A 20,905-nucleotide genomic window follows, 5' to 3' on the forward strand; every position below is an offset into this window, starting at 1 on the left:
GCAACACCGTGTATAATTCATTGCTAGTACTCGCCTACTTACGAAAATCCTCGCGGATTTTCTATTCGGTTTGTATTTGCTAATTTAGTTGCTGAAACACGCAACGTAATCATACACAAACACGTTGGCACAAATTCCTGATAGTAAAATATGATTTTATAATAAACTTTATACTGCAAGGAAATTGCAGTGAATGAATTTATATTTGTGTTATTCAAAATGAAAAATAGGTCGACATATTATAAAGTTTTGATTGGGATTGTGGAAATTATCTTTATTTAATAATTTAATTTTCATAACCAAAAACAAGTATTAATTTAAAATTATGAATCAAAAATTATGAAAAATTTACAGAATTTTGGTGTTAAAGAATTAAAAAAAGAAGAAATCAAAAGAATAAGTGGTGGTTGGGCTTGGCCAGCTTTTGTAGCTGGTGCTCTTTTGGGTGGTGTAATATACGACGCTGCCAAATGGCTTATTTGTGAAAACAATGAAGCTTATGGTGCAAATATGATGGCAAGCGGAAGCCCTGGAGGTCATAAATAAAAAAACAACCACAATTTATGCATCTTTAAATTGTGGTTATTTATTTTTAGTAAGTATGACAAAAAGAAAAATTTACCTAAGAATAAGTATTGCCGTAATTGCAATTGGAATTATATTATCTTCATTTTATCGTCCATATATATACAGAAATAATATATCTGATTTTGGTTTTGCGGATACAATTGGGAGTTTAGTGTCTGTAATTGGTTTTTGTACTTTCGTTTGGTCTCGAAAAGAATATTCAAATAGAATTAGAAATATTCATATAACTTTAGCTACGATTATTTACGGAATTCTTTGGGAGTTTTTAGGTTACATTAATTTATATGGAACTTTTGATAAGAAAGATATAGTTGCCGCTGCAATTAGCGGAATATTTACCTACTTTATAAAAACATATATTGAATACAGATATCAAAAGAAAGAATTGAAATAACTTGTGCCAACACCGTGTAAAAAAAATTGCTAATTATTGCTTTCATTTTGTTTATTGCATCCTTATTTACTATATTTCTAAACGGAAATTATAAGTGTTTTTAAACGCAACTTTCCTTACACAACAACGTTACCTGCAAGCTGAAAAGAAGCCCACCGCACAGTCAAGCACATTTCACTTTGTTCGTGCCTCTCAAAATAAAAAGAGCTTGCCTTTTCTCACCATCGCCCTTAACGTGAAATAATTACGAAAAACAAAAGAATTAACCTATTAAGTTAATATATTTGCGTATTACACAAATTAATTGGCAAAAGTGGAAATAAATAGAATCAAAATAGTTCTTGCGGAAACCAGAAGAAAAAACAAATGGTTAGCCGAACAATTAGACAAAGATGAATCTACAATATCTCAATGGTGCACAAATGCTAGACAACCATCATTAGATACATTATTAAACATTGCAAATGTCCTTAATGTGGATATTAGAATATTGTTACACTCTACAAAAAGTAATTTATAAATATGGAGAGTCAAAAGACATATATTGATTTGTTCTCTGGTTGCGGAGGGCTTTCACTTGGACTGCATAACGCAGGTTGGAAAGGAGCTTTTGCAATTGAAAAAAGCGAAGACGCTTTTAACACTCTAGAACATAATTTAATCAAAAAGAAAAAGCATTTTGATTGGCCAAATTGGTTAGAACAAAAACACCACGACATCAATCAAGTTTTAGAAGACCATTCTGAAAATCTAATAGCCCTAAGAGGTAAGATTGATTTAGTCGCAGGAGGTCCACCTTGTCAAGGTTTTTCAATGGCTGGAAGAAGAATTGAAAATGATTCTAGAAACGATTTAATTAATTCTTACATTAAATTCATTGATTTAGTAAAACCAAAGTTAATATTTTTTGAAAATGTTAAAGGGTTTACACAAGGTTTTAAAAAGAATGATAAAAAAGGGAGTGCATATTCTTTATATGTAATTGATGAACTGAAAAAGAAAGGATATACAGTCCAAGGACATTTAATAAACTTTGCTGACTATGGAGTTCCTCAAAAAAGAACACGATTTATTTTAGTAGGAATTCAAAATGAATTTGTAGAAAATAATTCAGACATCAATAAAGAAACTTTTTTTGAAGAAATTAAAAACAATAAAAAAAACTTCTTAATCAATAAAAACCTTACTGTAAATCCATCTTTAGAAAATGCAATTTCTGATTTACTCCAATCTAATGGACAAGTTGAATCGGAAACGCCTAATTTTAAAGCTGGTGTTTATGGAGAAATTGAATCGAAATATCAAAAGCACCTACGAAAATACAAAAGACAAGAAAGTAAAGTCGACAGTCATCGATTTGCAAAACATACAGACGTAGTTAAGAATAGATTTCAAATTGCTTTGAATGAAAAACTAACTAGCTCAACATATAGAGAACGTTTCAAATTAAAAAAGAGTAGCACAAAAATATTAGAGGCAAATAAGCCTACACCTACTATTACAACATTACCAGATGATTATATCCATTATTGTGAACCAAGAATAATGACAGTTCGTGAATATGCACGTATCCAATCATTTCCTGACACTTATCAGTTTAAAGGAAAATATACAACTGGCGGAAAAAGAAGAACACAAGAAGTACCAAGATATTCACAAATTGGAAATGCTATTCCTCCTTTATTTGGAGAACAAGCAGGTTTAATTTTAAAATCAATGATATAATGGCAAAAGTAAGTTTTAGAACTAATGTTTTGCTTAAAAGTATCATTGGTAAAGACCTCATTACGGATGATAACATTGCCGTTTTAGAACTAGTTAAAAATTCCTTTGATGCAGGTTCAAAAGAATCAAATATTATATTTAGGAACCTCCTTCATAACCAAGAAATTAAAGAGTATAAAAAACTAAATTCCTCAGAAATCATTATTTCGGATAGAGGTTCAGGAATGTCTGAATATGATTTGATTAATAAATGGTTAAATATTGCATACTCAGAAAAAAAAGCAAAAAAAGAAGAGCATAACAGAACCTTAGCAGGTAATAAAGGTGTTGGTAGATTTTCTTGTGACAGATTAGGTAAATTTCTAACAATCTACACAAAAAAGAGTGATTCAAACTTAATTAAACTGTCAATAGATTGGAGAGAATTTGAACAAATTGATGATATTGAAATTAACATTCAAGATATAGGTTTTGAACTTGAAGAAATATCAATGAATCAATATCAGGATGAAACTAATTTAAACTCTTTTAAATCTGGAACTACCTTATCAATAAAGTCTCTTAGAGAAGAGTGGAATCACAAAAAAATTCTTTCACTTAAAAGACAACTTGAAAAATTTATCAACCCTAATCAAAGTTTTGAATCTGAAAAATTTGATGTTAACATATTAGCAGAAGAGTTTTTAAAGTTTGAAAAAGAATTTCAATCTTTTCAAAAAATAAATGGCACTGTTGAAAATAAAATTTTTGACAAGCTTAATTTTAAAGTAACATATATTCATTCTGAAATTTCTGAAGATGGAAAAAAAATAACCACAACCCTAAAAGATAGAGGTAACGAAATTTTCACTCTTACAGAGCATAACCCTTTTGATTTACTCAAAAACATAAAAATTCACATTTACTATTTAAATCCATATTCCAAAGCTTACTTTATGAAGCAGACTGGAATTCGCTCTAACGAATTTGGTTCTATATCCTTTTTTATTGATGGATTCAGGGTTCCTCCTTACGGAGACTCTGGGAATGATTGGTTAGGTATGGAAAATAGAAAAAACCAAGGTAGAGCAAGACATCTGGGAACTCGTGAAGTAATTGGTAGAATAGAAGTTTTTGATAACGTAGAAACTGATGATGATGAAAAATACTTTAAAATTATTTCTAGTAGGTCAGGAGTATTAAACAATGATATTTTCAACCAATTAACTAAATTCTCAAGTCCTTTTGGTTATTATTTAAAAACGTTACGAAGACTTGAAAGGTTTGTTGTTGAAGGTATTAATTGGGATAGTATTGTAGAAAAAAATTACAGTAAACTAGAGGATGAAATAATAAATGACCCTAATTGGAATGAATCAAAAGAACTTTTCAATGAAGATTCACTAACAAGAAACAAAAGAATTCTATCTGTCATAGAGAAAATAATAAACGCTAAAAAAGATGAAGTCATTGATTTATCAATTAATAGTGATTTTGTTTCTGATTTAGCCGATGAACAAAAGGAGAAATCAGAAGCTGAATTAAATTCTATAGCAAATGAACTATCTAAAAAAGAACTATCATCTATTGAACTAAACCAACTTTTGAGTAAAATATCAACTACAAAAGTTGAACTTGACAATTTTCCAATATCTCAAACTGAAATAAATAAATTAAAATCAGAACAAAAAAGTTTAGAAACTCAAATCCAACAACAGTTTAAAGATGTAAAAGCTCTTGAGGAAGAAAAGCAAAAAGCTACGGAAAATGCTGAAAGATTAGAAAAAGAACTTGAATTAGAAAAAGAAAAAAACACTTATTTAAGAACATCTTCAAGAAACTTAACAGAGGATGCAAAAGGGCTGGTTCATAATATAAAAATTACTTCGAAAAAAATAAGTGATAGTGTAGATAATGTATACCATAAAGTTTTAGACGAAAAGTACACTAAAACATATCTTTTAAAGTCGCTAGGAGCAATTAAATTTCAAGCAGAAAAAGCAAATAAGATTAGTAAAATAATCACTCGCTCAAATTTTAAAGCAGATGCAAATACACAAATTGCTGATGTAGTTAAATACATAAATCAATATGTGAATATCTACTCTGATATCTACCCAAAAACAGAACTTAATTTTGAGGTAATATCGAATAAATCAGAACTTATTAAAAAATTCAGTCTATTAGATATTTCAGTTGTTTTAGATGATTTGATTTCTAATTCAGTTAAAGCATCTGCTAAAAATATTAAAATTGAAATGTCCAATCCAACAAAGGAAATTTTGAAAATATATTTCTCAGATGATGGAAGCGGTGTTCCTGAAAAATTTATTGAAAATAAAGAAACTATTTTTGATTTAGGTATAACAACGACTATTGGTGGTTCTGGTATAGGATTAAACTCTGTTAGAACTGGTTTAAAGTCAATGAAAGGTAAGATTAATTTTATAGGAAACAATGTCCAGTTAAAAGGAGCTTGTTTTGAAATCACAATACAATAATGGTTAGAAAGTGCTTAATAATCGATAACGAAGACCAAACTGAAGAGATAGAAAAACTAATCAGAGATGCTAAAAATGATGGTATCGAATTAATTTGCGAACAATTTAGTGTTGGAGACCCTGAATATATTGAAGTTCTTACCAAAGGAGCTATAGATATTGAAAAAGTTATTTCAGAATACAGAAGAAGGTTTAGTGGAGTTGTATTTCATCTTGTAGCTTTCGATTATGATTTTGAAGATGTTAAAATAAACGGAGTTGAATTAATAAGACAATTAAAAGCAAATAGAATCTTTAGGAATACACCTAAAATTGTCTATTCAGGTTTAATGGATGATATTCTTAAAACGATTATTCGTGATGAATCAAGAGATAATGCTGTTACTAGAATAAAAGCTTTAGTAAAGAATGGTGTAATAGATTATTTAGAACGAGACAATAGAGACATTGAAATAAGGAACTTTTTTAAAACCAATATTGAATCTACTGATTTAATTATTGAAGAGGAATTGAAGAAATTTCCTGATTTAATATTTGAACAAAATTTTATCAACAAAAATTTAGTAGGTAAAACATTTCTTGAGATAGCCAAGCATATTGAGGCTAATGACCAAATTAGGAATGAATTCAAAAAAGAAATAATTCAACAGACTATTGCTTATCTAACTACCAAAATCTAATATGCAAAAGTCTTTACTTATTATCCATCCGGAAGATTCAACTACAGGTTTTTTAGATAAAATAAAAAATCATTTAAATGGTGAGTTGACAGATTTAACACATCATTATAATGTTAAACCTAATGAAGAATCTCACCAAAATTGTCTTCAAAGTATTTCTGAACATCCTGAAAATGGTTTAATACTATTTATGGGACATGGAAGAAGTAATTACTTGTATGGAGCAAAAGGAAAGTCATTTGACAATGCTTTTGTAAGTGAAGATGCAAAAAAGGAACACTCAGAAGATTATTTTCACAAAGAAGAATTTATAACATTTGATAACATTGATAAATTTAAAAAGAAAAAAGTCTTTTGTTTAACTTGTAATTCAAATGGAAAAATAGGAAAAGAATCTATAAAAAAAGGAGCTAAAGTATTTTTAGGATTTGGAGATTTACCTACTTCAATTGAAGAACTAAAAGAACAAGGAGAGGAAAACAAACCAGGGACTTCTCTAGCTTCAATCGAAAGAGTTCTGAAAACAGAAATAAATTATATAATAAAGAAAAGCATTACTATTGGAATTAAGAAAAACCAAACTTTTGAACAGTTATTTGAACTTATAAGGTTTATGACAAATCAAAGAATATCTTATTACTTAGTAGACCAAAAAAAAGTCAGCGAAAGGAAACTTATAGCAAATTATCTTTATGATTTTAAAAAAGGAATTGTTGTCTATGGAAATGGAAAAGAAAAACTAATTGGATAAGCCAACGCAAGTTCTAGCACATTTAAAGTTTGTTCGTGCCTCACAAATTTAAAAGAGCTTTCACGCCAACGCTAGCAAGTTTACGGAAAGAAAAGCCAGCCAGGTAACAAGGTATAAAAAACATAGGGCATTTGTGCCAAACCGAAAAGTCTGTGAATATTAACAAAGTCCGCTAAGTAATAAACCGAAACGATAGTGCTTATCACCTTCCCTACGTTTCTTATACTAAACGTTACCCACAAACTAACACGAGAATAAAATGAATAGAAAAGTTAAATTAGGAATTACTCTATTTCTCATTGGATTTATTGGAATTTTATCGACTTTAACTATGGATTTAGTCTTTCCAGAAAAAATCCAAATAGTTATTGATAAAATGTTTACACCTTGGGAATTTAAATTAATCTCATTAATAAACCCAACAATTTTATTATTAATATTTGTAATAATTGGAACTACAATCTACGATAAAGTAAATTTTAAATTACCAATAATAGAAAGTATCATATCTAAAGAAAAAGTGCCCGATAAAAATGAAATTCTAAAATATGGAATCATTGGAGGAGTAATAAGTGGAATTTTAATGACATTAATTTCTGTAATTTTTATTCCATTTTTACCAATTGAATTTATTGAAATCGGAGAGAAATTTAAGCCTGGAATAATCACGAAATTTCTTTATGGTGGTTTGACAGAAGAAATTCTAATCAGGTTTGGATTAATGTCATTAATTACGTGGATTGTTTTTAAAATTACAAGAAAACTAAACCCAATTATTTATTGGGCTGGAATTATTATTTCTGCAATTGCTTTTGGTTTTGGACATTTACCTATTGTGTATACATTAATTGGAACACCAACAACCGAATTATTACTATATATAATTTTAGGAAATTCAGTTGGAGGAATTATTTTTGGTTGGATTTATTGGAAAAAAGGTCTTGAATCAGCAATGATTGCACATATTTTTGCTCATATATTAATGATATTAGGAGAAAGTATATTTTGAGAATTGAAAAGAAAAGTCAGTGGGTAACACCGTGTATAATTTATTGCTGGTTTTAGCCAATTTACGAAAGCCCTCGCGGACTTTCTATTTGTGATTTATTTGCTAACTTTAGTGTTTAAAACACGCAACAAACCATACACAACAACGTTAGGTGCAAGCTGAAAAAAAAGCCAGCCGCACAAATTGCACATTTGGTTTTTGCCAACGCTCAAAGCCAAAAAACAAAAAACCAAAAGAGCAATTTCTTGCCAACGCTCTACATTCCGTTAGCCGAAAAATATGTACTTTGTGGACTTAAAAAAATAGAACAAAATAAATGAGTGACGACCAAAAAAAACAACTCGAACAACAACTGTGGAATATAGCGAATACGCTAAGAGGAAAAATGAATGCGGACGAGTTTCGAGATTATATTTTGGGATTCATTTTCTACAAATATCTATCTGAAAAAATGAATATTTATGCCAATAATATTCTAAAACCAGACGGAATAGTATTTACAAGCATAAAAGAAAACACCGAAAACGGACAAGAATACATAGAAGCTATAAAAGAAGAAGCGGTTGTAAAATTAGGCTACTTCTTAAAACCTAATGAACTGTTTAGCCAAATCGCCAAAAGAGGAAATAGTGACGTAGAAGGCGTTTCTAATTTCATATTAGAAGATTTACAAAAAATTCTAACAAATATCCAACTCAGCACAATGGGAACGGAAAGTGAAGAAGATTTTGACAATCTGTTTGAGGATATGGATTTGAACTCTACCAAACTAGGAAAATCGCCAGAAGCAAGAAATGAAATTATTGCAAAAGTGCTGTTGCACTTAGACAAAATAGATTTCAAATTAGAGAATACAGAAATTGACGTTTTAGGAGATGCTTACGAATACTTAATTGGACAATTTGCAAGTGGAGCAGGAAAAAAAGCAGGTGAATTTTACACACCACAAGAAGTAAGCAAAGTTTTAGCAAAATTAGTAACCACAGGAAAAACGAAATTAAAATCAGTTTATGACCCAACTTGTGGTTCGGGTTCACTTTTATTGCGTGTAGCTAAAGAAGTAGAAAGTGTAGCCAACTTTTACGGGCAAGAACTAAACCGTACTACATACAACTTGGCGAGAATGAATATGATATTACACGATATTCATTACCGAAAATTTGATATAAAGCAAGAGGACACTTTAGAACACCCACAACATATTGACGAGCGTTTTGAAGCCATAGTAGCCAATCCTCCATTTTCAGCAGATTGGACAGCTAATCCACTTTTTACAAGTGATGATAGGTTTAGCCAATATGGGAGATTAGCACCAAAATCTAAAGCTGACTATGCTTTTGTGCAACATATGATTCACCATTTAGCAGAAAATGGAACTATGGCGATAGTTTTACCTCACGGAGTTCTTTATAGAGGTAATGCCGAACTTTCAATAAGGCAATACCTAATTGAAGATAGAAATTACTTAGATGCAGTAATAAGTTTACCAGCAAACTTATTTTACGGTACAGCAATACCAACTTGTATTCTAATTTTTAAAAAATGTAGAGAAAACCCAGACTCAATTTTATTTATAGATGCAAGTGATGATTACGATAAAGCAGTAAAACAAAATATCTTACGAGATAAGGACATTGAGAAAATTATTTCAACTTTTCAAAATAGAACTGAAATAAAAAAATATAGTAGAAATATATCTCTGAAAGAAATTAGTGAAAATCAATTCAACTTGAATTTCCCACGTTACATTGATAAGTTCAAAAGAAATGCAAATATTGACTTGAGTTACATTTCTGACTTTTTAAGTCAAATAAACAATCAGTCGATAGAAATCGAAAAACAAATTGATGTTTTTTGTAATGAATTAAATATTCCTACTCCTATAGGAAACAATATGGAATTACTCTCTCTTTTTAGAGAAGGTGTGATGCAAAAAATATTCAATAAATCAATTTGTTTCAAAAAACAAAATGGAGATAAATTTCAAAATTGGAAAAAAACTTATCTAGGAGATATTTTTAGTTATCATTCAACTAATTCCTTTTCAAGAGAGAAACTTAATTATGAAAATGGTAATGTAAAGAATATACATTATGGAGATATTCATACAAAATTTCATTCTCATTTTAATATCGAAAAAGAAAATGTGCCTTTTGTAAATCCCATTATAAATTTAGACAAAATTTCAGAAGAAAAATATTGTAAAGTAGGAGATATTATTATAGCTGATGCTTCTGAAGATTATGCAGATATTGGTAAATGTATCGAGATAATTAATATTGATAACCAAAAAGTAATTGCGGGATTACATACAATTCTTGCAAGACCTGATAAAACCCAAGTAGAACTTGGTTTTTTGGGGTTTTTAATGAAGTCTGATACAGTAAAGTATCAAATTATGAGGTTTGCACAAGGAACTAAAGTCTTGGGTATCTCGTCTAAAAGAATTTCTGAAATTGAAGTTGAATTACCATCAAATGAAGAACAAAAAAAGATTGTTTCTTTTTTAACCGCAATTGACAATAAAATAAATTTCAACAATTCTCATATTGAAGCAATAGAAGAATATAGAAAAAGCTTGATAATATGAGTACACAACCAGAACAAGTATTAGAAAATCAATTAGTTGCGCAACTGCAAAAGTTGAAATACGAAAAAGTAGTCATTAAGGATGAAAGTGCCTTAACTACCAACCTAAAAACACAGTTAGAAAAGCACAACAATATTACGTTTTCAGCCAGTGAGTTTGAGCGTGTTTTAAACATACTTAGTAAAGGTTCAGTTTTTGAAAAAGCAAAAACACTACGTGCTAAACAACACATAGAACGTGATAATGGCGACAACCTTTATTTTGAGTTTTTAAACACAGACTTTTGGTGTCAAAATCAATTTCAAGTAACGCACCAAGTTACTATGGAAGGTAGTTACAAAAACCGCTATGATGTTACTTTGCTTATTAATGGTTTGCCATTGGTGCAAATAGAACTAAAGCGTAGAGGCTTAGAAATGAAAGAAGCCTTTAACCAAATAAACCGTTATCAAAGGCATTCGTTTGGAGCAAAATCGGCTTTGTTTCAATATGTTCAAATATTCATTATTAGTAATGGTGTAAACACAAAGTATTATGCCAATAACAGACACCAATCTTTCAAACAAACTTTTTATTGGACAGACAAAGAAAACAAACGTCAAACCAATATTTTAAACGGTTTTACGAGCGATTTTTTAGAGCCTTGTCATATTTCAAAAATGATAAGCAAGTACATTGTACTTAACGAAACGCATAAAATTTTAATGGTGCTTAGACCGTATCAATTTTATGCAGTAGAAACATTAGTAAATCAAGTAGAAAACTCAAACAACAACGCATATATTTGGCACACCACAGGTTCGGGTAAAACCTTAACTTCTTTTAAAGCAAGTCAGATAATAATGAATATGCCACAGGTTAAAAAAGTGGTATTTGTGGTAGATAGAAAAGATTTAGATTATCAAACCACCAAAGAGTTTAACAGTTTTAGCAAAGGTTGTATAGATGGTACAGACAATACAAAATCCTTAGTCAAGCAATTTGGAGACGATACAAAACTAATTGTAACTACCATTCAAAAACTAAATACGGCAATAAGCAAAACCAAGTATTTATCTAAAATGGAGGCTTTACAAGATGAGCGAATTGTATTCATTTTTGATGAGTGTCACCGTTCACAATTTGGCGAAACACACAATAGAATAAAAGCCTTTTTTCATAACAACCAAATGTTTGGTTTTACAGGAACACCGATTTTTAAAGATAATGCGGTAAAAAACGAATTAGGAAAAAGAACCACAAAAGAACTTTTTGGCGAGTGTTTGCATAAATATGTAATTACAGATGCTATAAAAGATGAAAACGTACTCAAATTCTCAGTAGAATATGTTGGGAAATACAAGCGTAAAGAATCGGCAACAGAAATAGATATTGAAGTAGAATCTATTGACACGAGAGAGTTAATGGATAGTGAAGCTCGTTTAGAAAAAATTACCGATTACATTATTGCCAATCATAACCGTAAAACACATCAAAAAGAATTTACAGGAATGTTTGCTGTAAGTGGTGTGAAAAATTTGATAAAGTATTACGATTTATTTCAGAAGAAGAAACTAGAAGGTAAACACAATTTAAAAATTGCCACCATTTTTAGTTATGTAGCAAACGAAGAAGATGCAGATGCCAATGGTTTTATTCCAGAAGAAGTTTCGGTAGTAGAAGAAGCACCTGCTTTGTATGGAATGAATGTACACAGTAGAGAAAAATTAGACGAATATATTGTAGACTACAACACAATGTATGGTACTAAGTTTTCTACCAAAGACAGTCAGTCGTTTTACAATTATTATAATGATATATCCAAGAAAGTAAAAGAACGAAAAGTTGATATTTTATTGGTAGTCAATATGTTTTTAACAGGTTTTGACAGTCCACCATTAAATACTTTATATGTAGATAAAAACTTAAAATATCACGGTTTAATTCAAGCATATTCAAGAACCAACAGAATACTAAACGAACAAAAATCGCAAGGAAATATTGTTGTTTTTAGAAATCTAAAAAAGGCAACAGATGAAGCCATAACCTTGTTTAGTAATAAAGAAGCGATTGAAGTAATCATTATGAAACCTTATGATGATTATGTTCAAAAATTCAATGATTCCTATGACGAATTAATTAAGATTACACCAGATGTAGATAGTGTAAATGATTTAGTTTCGGAAGATGATGAATTGGCGTTTATTAAGGCTTTTCGACAATTAATGCGTGTTCGGAATATTCTAAATGCTTTTTCAGATTTTGAATGGGAAGATTTAGCAATGGACGAGCAACTTTTTGAAGATTACAAAAGCAAGTATTTGGATTTGTGGCAAAAAGTAAAAAGCGATACCGAAAAAGAAAAAGTTTCCATATTAGAAGATGTAGATTTTGAATTAGAGTTAATCCACAGAGACGAAATCAATGTAAACTACATTATTCAATTATTGATTAAATTAAAATCGGAAACTCAAAAAGACGCAACAAAAACGGAACAGGAAATTTCTAACTTACTGAATACAGAAGTTAACCTGAGAAGTAAGCGAGAATTAATACAGCGTTTTATAGAAGAAAGTTTACCGACTATTGAAGATACAGATGACATTCCAGAAGCATTTGAGGTTTATTGGAATGAGGAGCAAAAGAAAGCGTTTAAGAAACTAACGACAGAAGAAAACCTATCGGAAGAGAAAACGCAAAAACTGATAGAAAACTATCTGTATGCAGAACGTGAACCATTACGTGATGAAGTGTTGGATTTAATAGAAGGCGAAAAACCGTCTGTGCTAAAACGAAAGAAATTAGGAGATAAAATATTAAAACAGATTGTTGAGTTTGTGGACACATTTATAAACGGAATAACAGGAAACTAAGTGAATGAATAGCCAACGCACAAAGCCATACACATTGCCAAGTCGCTCAAAAGCCAACCGCTAAAGCCAAAACTTGTCAAAGAGTATGTCTTCTGCCAACGCTAGCAAGTTTGCGGAAAGAAAAGCCAGACACCTAACAATGTATATAAAAAATAGGGCGATTAGTGATAAATCAAAGGTTTGTGCTTGTTTACAAAGTCCGCCATATTTTTAATTTGTATTTTAGAAAAAAGATAAAAATAAAATGAAAAATATGGCTAAGTGTAAATCCGAAAGTAAGTGCTTATCAACTGCCCTACATTTCATATACTAACCGTTGTAAACAATTATGGAGAACCCTCAAGATTTTAGTAAACTACCAACAGTTGACGAATTAAATTCGATAATTTCGACTATAGAATCTACCGATTTTTCTCAAGTTTCATACAATAAATTAGTTACAGCTTTGACAAGTTTACAATTCGTTCCATTTGTAACTGCAAAATTGAAAAAAGGACATACTATCGAAAGAGCTCGGATAAATAGACCTGATGAAATTTTCACTACCGAAAGTCAAATCTCATACCGAACAGATTATCCAAACATTAAAACTTATGGAAGAGCAAATGTTCCTCATTTTTCATTATTCTATGGTGCTTTTGAATCTGACGTAATTAAACATCCGAGATTTGTGAACCTTCTTGAAACAAGTGAGATATTTAGAAATCTTGAAAAGAATGAAGTGGAAAATGCCGATTTTGTAATGACAGTTGGTAAGTGGAGAATAAAAGAAGATATAGAAGTTGTTGAAATGGTCTTTGATGAAAAAACAATCAAAAATTCAGCAGATATTAAACGGTCTTACGAATTTCACTTGAATAAACTAACACAAGAATTGCCAGAACATAAAGAGCAATTTGAAATAATTCTTCGATTTTTCTCGAAACATTTTGCCAAGAAAGAAATAAATAGCCATTTTGATTATATGATTTCTGCTGGTTATACCGATATGGCAATTAATTGGAGAAATCATAAAGGACTAACTTATCCAAGTGTTAAAACTGACTATCAAGGTCATAATGTTGTATTAACGCCTTTTGTAGTCGATAAATTTTTAGAATTAGAAATCGTAGCAATGTATAGAGTTCAAAAAAATGGTAAAAAGTCATTTATTTCACCACTTAAACACTCGACCGATTTCGGACCATTAAACACAAAATTCGTTTGGACTGACTATGAACCTGAAAAAATAGAAATAGTGGAATAAATAACTGTTTACAACACCGTATATAATTTATTGCTAGTTCTAGCCTATTTACGAAAATCCTCGCGGATTTTCTATTCGGTTTGTATTTGCTAAATTAGGTGCTTAAAACACGCAACAAACCATATACAAACACGTTGTAAAACATACGAATGAACAAGCTGCTAACATTAAAAATTCTGATTTTATTATTTGTTTCTTGCGTTAATAAAGAAAAAAGTGAATCGGAATTTTATGCAGAAAATAAAACTTCATTTTTCGATTTAAGGAATTCTGATTGGACAAAAAACACGTGGATTAGAAAACCCGAAAATTTAAGAACAATTCACGAATCATTTAAAAAATTAGGTTACGAAAAACTCGAAAATCTGATTTTTAAAAGCGAAAATAGTTTTCTAATCGAAGACATTTACATAAAACGGAATTTTGAAAATTTAATGGACAGTTTGCAACTGACTTACAACAAACCTAAAATACAAACCAAATATTACGCTGAATTTTGGAATCGCAGAAAAGCGGAGAAAAATGACTCAATCGTTTATGAAATTCTTAAAGAATTAAACTCTGTGAAATTGGACAAAAAACGCCTGAATTATGAAAAGCAGTTTGTAAATGACACTTTAGTTGACCTTTTAAAAATTGAATTTGACAACAACAATCTGAATACCGAAAAAGCAAACTCGGATTTTGATATATTAAAAAAATACGGATTTCATCAATCAGCTTATAACCTACTTTTTGAAAGAGCAGAATATTCTGAATTGGATTTAGAACGAGAAAAATTAAAAAAGGAATTGACCAAAACAAAGGAGTTTAAGCAACCTTGGTTAATTGATAATGAAAAATAAGTACGTTTTACAACACCGTGTATAATTAATTGCTAGTTCTTCTCTACTTACGAAAATCCTCGCGGATTTTCTATTCAGTTTGTATTTACTAAATTAGTCGCTTAATCAACGCAACAACTCATACACAAACACGTTGGCAATAATTAAAGAGTACGTTAAAAAATTACTAATTAACAGTTCATAAATATTGCAACCTTTTCATATTTATATTTTTGATTTAAATTTAAAATCTTATAATGAAAAAAGCATCAATCATATTATTTCTTTTTATTTCCAACTTTATTTTTTCTCAAGGAGAATTCAATAATGAAAAAGAAATTAAGAACATTCAAAACTATAACATTGAAGAAATAAGTAAAAAAGTAAATGAAACAATTACAATTTTCGGAACATTATTAACACCAAAATCTGACTATAATAAAATACTTATAATCATATCTGGAACTGGAAAAATATCTCAAAAAGCTCATAATTACTTAACCGAGTATTTACTTGAAAATAATATTGGAGTTTTCAAATTTGACAAAAGAGGAGTTGGAAAATCTACAGGAGAATATAATGACCTACCAAAAATTTACACGAGTGATTTCATTGAAATTTACAGAGAGTTTGAAAAATCAAAATTTACAAAAAACAAAAAAATAGGCTTTTTAGGTCACAGTTTGGGTGGAATAGTTACAACTTTATCAATTAAACAGAATATAAAACCTGATTTTCTAATTCAATGGTCAGCACCAATTGGAAAACCAAGAGAATTATTAAAATATCAAATTGAGAATGGAATTAAAAATTATGACAAGTTAATAATTGGAAAAAACACTGAAGAGCGAATAAATGCTTTAAATTATGTTTATGCATTGATAGATAAGAATCCAAATAAAACTGCTTGGGAATTATGGAAAATCGGAAAGAAAGAATCTAAAAAAATAAACGTAAACAAAAAATCTTTTTCTAATTACCTAATGCCTCATAATGTTGAATTTGCTCGAATTGATAATACAAAAACATATCAGAATATTGATTTTCCAACTTTGATAATTATCGGGAAAGAAGATATTTTAGTTGACCCAAAACAAAGCAAAACCGAATTAAATAGAATTGAAAACTCAAATATTGAATTTAAAGAGATTGAAAAGTTAGACCACTTTATGACCAAAAAAGGAACTAACCAACTAACAAATGAAATTTATGATATTGATTCTTCATTTAAAGAATATTTAGTGAATTGGATAATAGAACTGAAAAAATAACTATTGCCAACACCGTGTATAATTCATTGCTAGTTAGTGTTTTCTTGCGAAAGTCCTAGCGGACTTTCTATCTGTGATTTATTTGCTAACTTTAGTGCTTAAACATGCAACGAGATCATACACAAGACCGTTGGCAACAAGTAAAACTGAAAACAAAATGAAAAAGAAAATTAAGTTTTTTATTAGAAGTTACATTATAATTTTATTTTTGGGAATAATTTCCTGTGAAGATGATTGTGGACCTTTTCCGAATAAATTTAAAATATCTTCTCTGAATTCAGAAATATTACAAATTGAAGTTTTAAATGAAAAACATCAAATAAAATTATCAGAAATAGAAAATAATTCTGTTTCTTATGAAAAATATTCAATAAGAATAACCGCTGAAATTGAAACATATTTTGCTTACGAAAAAAGTAAAATGAAAAATATTTTTATTGAAAATTCTTATGCCTGTAGTCCTGCTCCACCAAAGACTGACGAAAAAATAACAAATATTGAAATATATACTAACAATGATTATAATTCAATGAATCAGTCAGGTCAAAATATAAATCAACTTTTTGATGTTTTAGTCTTGAACCACTTTAGCAGTTTTCCATATTATGAAAAGTTTGACTTAATAGAATATATAAACACGAATCCAAACATTGCTAATGAACTTATTTTTGTTTTAAAAGAAGCTCCTGAAAATAATGACAATTTTATATTTGAAATCAAATACTATCAAAATGGAATTGACTTAAATGAATATAGCTTTGTTACAAATGAAATAGAAATAAGGAAAGAATAAAAAACCAGTTGCCAACACCGTGTAAAAAAAATTGCTGGTAAAAGCCTACTTACGAAAATCCTCGTGGATTTTCTTGGTTCGTGTTTTATTTACTAACTTCATTGCTTAAACCACGCAACTTTCCTTACACAAACACGTTGCCATTCATTGAGAAATGACACTCAAGAAAATGATAAAACAGACATAAACTCTCTTTACTATCATTGCCATTTTAGGTATTATTTAGGGTATCGGCTCCACTTTTACGTAATCTACATGAAACTTTAATTCGTTCTTCATTATTTAAAATATTCTTTTAATCTTTTTAATAGATTCGCCTTACTAAAAACTATCTAATTCTATTCAAATTATCATTAACATCCTTGTTCTTATAGGATGATTTTATAGCTCCAAAACTATATTTTAACGAAATAGCAAATTCATGAGAGCGACTAAAAAAGATACTTTTTGCTTTGATGTTTTGTAGCTGGTAATTTTCCTTAAAAGTCATCGTATTAAAAATATCATTGAGACTTAAAGTTAAATCTAATTTATTAAAAAAGGTTTTACTGAAAGTAGCATTAATGGCATAGACCAATTTTCTATCAAAAACACCTTCTTGTCGGTTAGTTAACGCCCATCCATTAAGATTAAAAGAAGATGTATTATTTATTTTAAATTGGTGATTTGTGTATAAATAAAAATAAGGGGAGGACTTTAACGAAACCATTCTTACATCATTAATAGTATTATAATTTAAACTGATGATATTACTCGAACTCCAAAATTTATATTTAAACGGAACATTAAGAGTAAGCGAAAAACCATATTCTTCTTTAAAATTACTCGGAAACATAACGCTTATTTCATCCGATTTATCATAAATTAGACTGTAATGTACAGGGTTTTTCATGTAAGAATATTGAGCTGTTAAGGATTTATCTTTGTATTGAAAAGTCGTCGAAATTTCATCTATTAAAGTTGGTTTTAACGATGTATTTCCTCTGAATTCTAATACAGGATTTATAAATGCTGCCGTAGAAGCAGCCGACGAATAATTAGGTCTTAAAATAGTTTTTGCATAATTAAAACTTAAGGTTTTTGTACTATCAATAGCAAAATTAATATCCCCTTTTGGGAAGAAATATGTATTATTTCTATCAATTTCTAAATTGCTATTTTCTTTGTAACTAGCTTCAACTTTTGTGTTTTCTACTCTTAAACCAAATGAGAAATTTACTTTTTTGATTGTACCCGAAAATTGCGAATAAAAAGCTGTATTATTTTCGGTGTATTTATACTTTGTAGTGTTGTTTTCAATTTCATTTAACGCACTTGAACTTGTATTAGTATAGTTTATGCCTAATTCTAATTTTTTATCCTTTTTAAAGGAAATATCATAATCTGCTCTAGCTGAAAAATCATCAACTTCAAAATCTTGAAATCTATCTAAAAATGTTTCTTTAAAAGGATTATCATAGGTGTTTTTTATAGCGTTTTCAATGCTGTTTTTGTAGTTCGTATATTGAAATCCTGTAAAGAGATTACTCTTTTTATTAATTGATTTTGAAAAGTTGATGTTTGAACTTGAAAAACGTCTAACATTTTCGTTATCACTATATGAATAAATATTATTTTCAGTGCCATTTTCATTTAAAAAGGTGTTTGTTTCTATATAAAAAGGGTCGTTTTGTGTTCTGTAGCGTGTACTTATCGAAATATAATCATTCGTGTTTAATTGATAGTATAGCCCACCACCAAAAATAAACTGCGGTCTAGTGGTAACAGCTTTTACCAAATAATCTGAACTTGTATTTTGGTCTGTTAATTCATAATCTAAACTATTACTCTCCCATACTTTTAGTTGATTGTAACTAGCATCAAGTTTTAGTTCTATATTGTTTTTTTTTGTGGTAAGATTTGTGCTTAAATAATTATTAAAGTAATTTTTAAAAGAAGCTGTTTCTGTTAACGAAACTTTTGTTCCTTTTCCTGCATTTTTCTTTCTAGTAATTAAAATAACACTTCTGCTGTTGGCCTCATATTTAGCAGATGGATTGTTAATTATTTCAATAGTTTTAATATCATCAACTTGTAAACTGCTAAATTCTTCAATAGAAATTCGTTGACCAGCCATGTAAATTAGCGGATTACCTTTACCAATTACTGAAATAGTTTCCCTATTTGGCCCTACTTGTATACTTGGTAATTTTGATATCAAATCAATAGTATTAGATTCTTTGGATAGTAGGGTCTTATCAACATTAGCTATCAAATTTCCATTTTTATTTTCAATCAGTTTTTTTCTAGCTGTAATTAGAACTTCATCTAGCTTTGTTGTTGATCCTTTTAACTTAATTATAAGTTTTAAGTCTTTATCTAAATTCAATTTTTGTAAGTAGGTTTCATATCCTAAACTATAAATTTTTAAGGTGTAATTTCCTTGGGGAATAGCTTCCAATAAAAACATACCATTATTTATAGATGTATATTTCACAATGTTATTGTTTTGTAAAATTAATACATCTCCAACTATAATTTGATTGTTTTTTTCGTCAGTTACTTTTCCACTAAAGTTGTGTAAGCTTTGAGAGAACGAATAATTGAAACTTGCTATTAAAGTTAAAATTAGAATAAATGGTTTCATAAATATTAAATTATGAAACAAATAACTATAACAGGAAAAGAAACACCTAAAAAACGAAGTCTGATTTAGGTACTAGTATGGGGTCTATTTTTAAATTTACAAATCAAATCACCTCTATTAGAGAGGTTTAACTTTTTATAAATATTAGTAATATGAGTCTTTACAGTACTTAAACTAATAAACAGTTCTTTAGCTATTTCTTTATTAGATTTACCTTCTATAATCATTTTTTTAACTATAGTTTCTTGTTTACTCAATAATAAAACTGGTGTTTCTTTACGTTTAGATTTTACTAAAAAGATAAATAAACCTATTAATGAAATGCCTAGTATAATATTAAGCCACTTACTGTAAGTATATTTGGTTTCAACTTCGTTAATTAAAAATTTTGAGAGTTTATTTTCTAAAAATAAATATTCTTTGGGTTCAATATCGCTTTCTTTTAAGTCTTGTAATAATTTGATATAAAAAAATTTGTTTTTAACAATATCTTTGTCTAACAATTTTTTAGCATTCAGCTCATAGATACTAATAAGTTTGACAGCTAAAATCTGTAAAGAATCTTTAGTAAATGTATGAATCTTATTTAAATATTTCTTTTCATCTTTAATATAGGTAGTTTCTAAGAAATATGCCTTTAACTTTTGAATTTCAAAATACGTTAAGTTATTTTCAAAATCTTGTTTTTTTATTGAAATAGAATCAATCTGATTTAAAAACACTAACTTCTCATTGTGAGCATACGTGTTTGTTAAAAAGCATAAAAACAAGATAACAAAGAAGCTCTTAATTTTATTAATACACGGACTATTTTTTCTGATTTCAAAATGAAATTTCCATTTATAAGGGCTTACTAAAAATGCAGTAAGTTTAATTTTTCCATTGTCAACATTAACAACTATTGCATCTTGCATCTGTTTTTTATTTATTTTCTGAGGATAAATTTAGCTAAATTTTTTATATCGAACACGCATTTATATTTGACAACCCTTAGATGCCTGAAAAACAGGCACAAACATAAATTTAGAATTCAAACAACGAAATGGCAACACCGTATATAATTTATTGCTGGCTTA

General features: G+C 29.0%; 16 protein-coding genes and 1 pseudogene. 15 read left to right on the forward strand and 2 right to left on the reverse strand.

Annotated elements, in window-relative coordinates:
• The first annotated feature begins 339 nt into the window (after window positions 1-339).
• From BLT88_RS09365 to BLT88_RS09430, 15 genes and pseudogenes are all read left to right on the forward strand, one after another.
• Window positions 340-546, forward strand: a complete 207-nt coding sequence (locus tag BLT88_RS09365; protein ID WP_091954367.1) for a class IIb bacteriocin, lactobin A/cerein 7B family — start codon at window positions 340-342, stop codon at window positions 544-546.
• A 55-nt stretch (window positions 547-601) separates the two neighbouring features.
• A complete protein-coding gene (locus tag BLT88_RS09370) occupies window positions 602-982 on the forward strand; it encodes a hypothetical protein (RefSeq protein ID WP_091954369.1) in 381 nt (126 codons plus the stop codon).
• Between the two features lie 313 nt (window positions 983-1,295).
• A complete protein-coding gene (locus BLT88_RS09375; protein WP_368086556.1) occupies window positions 1,296-1,502 on the forward strand; it encodes a helix-turn-helix domain-containing protein in 207 nt (68 codons plus the stop codon).
• Between the two features lie 2 nt (window positions 1,503-1,504).
• A complete protein-coding gene (locus BLT88_RS09380; protein WP_091954372.1) occupies window positions 1,505-2,707 on the forward strand; it encodes a DNA cytosine methyltransferase in 1,203 nt (400 codons plus the stop codon).
• Window positions 2,707-5,187: an ATP-binding protein gene (locus BLT88_RS09385; protein ID WP_091954373.1), complete on the forward strand. Its 2,481-nt coding sequence runs from the start codon at window positions 2,707-2,709 to the stop codon at window positions 5,185-5,187. Before BLT88_RS09380 ends, BLT88_RS09385 begins: the two co-directional genes overlap by 1 nt.
• Entirely contained in the window at window positions 5,187-5,867 is a 681-nt protein-coding gene (locus tag BLT88_RS09390; protein WP_091954375.1) for a hypothetical protein, read from the forward strand. The genes BLT88_RS09385 and BLT88_RS09390 overlap by 1 nt, the downstream gene beginning before the upstream one ends.
• A gap of 1 nt (window position 5,868) precedes the next feature.
• Window positions 5,869-6,618 carry a hypothetical protein gene (locus tag BLT88_RS09395; RefSeq protein ID WP_091954376.1) on the forward strand — a complete coding sequence of 250 codons (750 nt, stop codon included), beginning with the start codon at window positions 5,869-5,871 and terminating at the stop codon, window positions 6,616-6,618.
• Between the two features lie 259 nt (window positions 6,619-6,877).
• The gene (locus BLT88_RS09400) at window positions 6,878-7,627 is read left to right on the forward strand and encodes a CPBP family intramembrane glutamic endopeptidase (RefSeq protein ID WP_020081410.1); all 750 of its coding nucleotides are present in this window, start codon (window positions 6,878-6,880) and stop codon (window positions 7,625-7,627) included.
• 316 nt (window positions 7,628-7,943) lie between these two features.
• Window positions 7,944-9,500, forward strand: a pseudogene (locus tag BLT88_RS09405) (type I restriction-modification system subunit M); the annotation flags it as partial.
• A 54-nt stretch (window positions 9,501-9,554) separates the two neighbouring features.
• On the forward strand, window positions 9,555-10,217 hold the full coding sequence (locus tag BLT88_RS14390; RefSeq protein WP_231960111.1) for a restriction endonuclease subunit S: 663 nt from the start codon (window positions 9,555-9,557) through the stop codon (window positions 10,215-10,217).
• A complete protein-coding gene (locus BLT88_RS09410) occupies window positions 10,214-13,069 on the forward strand; it encodes a type I restriction endonuclease subunit R (RefSeq protein ID WP_091954380.1) in 2,856 nt (951 codons plus the stop codon). Before BLT88_RS14390 ends, BLT88_RS09410 begins: the two co-directional genes overlap by 4 nt.
• 328 nt (window positions 13,070-13,397) lie before the next feature.
• Entirely contained in the window at window positions 13,398-14,315 is a 918-nt protein-coding gene (locus BLT88_RS09415; RefSeq protein ID WP_091954381.1) for a hypothetical protein, read from the forward strand.
• Between the two features lie 149 nt (window positions 14,316-14,464).
• Window positions 14,465-15,160 (forward strand): hypothetical protein, encoded by a 696-nt coding sequence (locus tag BLT88_RS09420; RefSeq protein WP_091954383.1) that lies wholly within the window; start codon window positions 14,465-14,467, stop codon window positions 15,158-15,160.
• A gap of 236 nt (window positions 15,161-15,396) precedes the next feature.
• Window positions 15,397-16,410 carry a S9 family peptidase gene (locus BLT88_RS09425; protein ID WP_091954384.1) on the forward strand — a complete coding sequence of 338 codons (1,014 nt, stop codon included), beginning with the start codon at window positions 15,397-15,399 and terminating at the stop codon, window positions 16,408-16,410.
• A 157-nt stretch (window positions 16,411-16,567) separates the two neighbouring features.
• Window positions 16,568-17,203 carry a hypothetical protein gene (locus tag BLT88_RS09430; RefSeq protein ID WP_157691175.1) on the forward strand — a complete coding sequence of 212 codons (636 nt, stop codon included), beginning with the start codon at window positions 16,568-16,570 and terminating at the stop codon, window positions 17,201-17,203.
• A gap of 328 nt (window positions 17,204-17,531) precedes the next feature.
• On the opposite strand, the gene BLT88_RS09435 is transcribed toward BLT88_RS09430, so the two are convergent.
• Window positions 17,532-19,829 (reverse strand): outer membrane beta-barrel family protein, encoded by a 2,298-nt coding sequence (locus BLT88_RS09435; protein WP_091954387.1) that lies wholly within the window; start codon window positions 19,827-19,829, stop codon window positions 17,532-17,534.
• A gap of 65 nt (window positions 19,830-19,894) precedes the next feature.
• Window positions 19,895-20,551, reverse strand: coding sequence for a response regulator transcription factor (locus tag BLT88_RS09440; RefSeq protein ID WP_197675643.1), 657 nt, complete (start codon window positions 20,549-20,551; stop codon window positions 19,895-19,897).
• Between the last annotated feature and the right edge of the window lie 354 nt (window positions 20,552-20,905).

The sequence above is a fragment of the Polaribacter sp. Hel1_33_78 genome (assembly GCF_900106075.1).
Lineage (GTDB): Bacteria > Bacteroidota > Bacteroidia > Flavobacteriales > Flavobacteriaceae > Polaribacter.

Bases quoted from the DNA above. Each gene is read 5' to 3' on its own strand.
- BLT88_RS09415 (WP_091954381.1), top strand. From the start codon at position 13,398: ATGGAGAACCCTCAAGATTTTAGTAAACTACCAACAGTTGACGAATTA.
- BLT88_RS09395 (WP_091954376.1), top strand. From the start codon at position 5,869: ATGCAAAAGTCTTTACTTATTATCCATCCGGAAGATTCAACTACAGGT.
- BLT88_RS09430 (WP_157691175.1), top strand. From the start codon at position 16,568: ATGAAAAAGAAAATTAAGTTTTTTATTAGAAGTTACATTATAATTTTA.
- BLT88_RS14390 (WP_231960111.1), top strand. From the start codon at position 9,555: ATGCAAAAAATATTCAATAAATCAATTTGTTTCAAAAAACAAAATGGA.
- BLT88_RS09365 (WP_091954367.1), top strand. From the start codon at position 340: ATGAAAAATTTACAGAATTTTGGTGTTAAAGAATTAAAAAAAGAAGAA.
- BLT88_RS09435 (WP_091954387.1), bottom strand. From the start codon at position 19,829: ATGAAACCATTTATTCTAATTTTAACTTTAATAGCAAGTTTCAATTAT.
- BLT88_RS09370 (WP_091954369.1), top strand. From the start codon at position 602: ATGACAAAAAGAAAAATTTACCTAAGAATAAGTATTGCCGTAATTGCA.
- BLT88_RS09380 (WP_091954372.1), top strand. From the start codon at position 1,505: ATGGAGAGTCAAAAGACATATATTGATTTGTTCTCTGGTTGCGGAGGG.
- BLT88_RS09410 (WP_091954380.1), top strand. From the start codon at position 10,214: ATGAGTACACAACCAGAACAAGTATTAGAAAATCAATTAGTTGCGCAA.
- BLT88_RS09400 (WP_020081410.1), top strand. From the start codon at position 6,878: ATGAATAGAAAAGTTAAATTAGGAATTACTCTATTTCTCATTGGATTT.
- BLT88_RS09390 (WP_091954375.1), top strand. From the start codon at position 5,187: ATGGTTAGAAAGTGCTTAATAATCGATAACGAAGACCAAACTGAAGAG.
- BLT88_RS09420 (WP_091954383.1), top strand. From the start codon at position 14,465: ATGAACAAGCTGCTAACATTAAAAATTCTGATTTTATTATTTGTTTCT.
- BLT88_RS09385 (WP_091954373.1), top strand. From the start codon at position 2,707: ATGGCAAAAGTAAGTTTTAGAACTAATGTTTTGCTTAAAAGTATCATT.
- BLT88_RS09425 (WP_091954384.1), top strand. From the start codon at position 15,397: ATGAAAAAAGCATCAATCATATTATTTCTTTTTATTTCCAACTTTATT.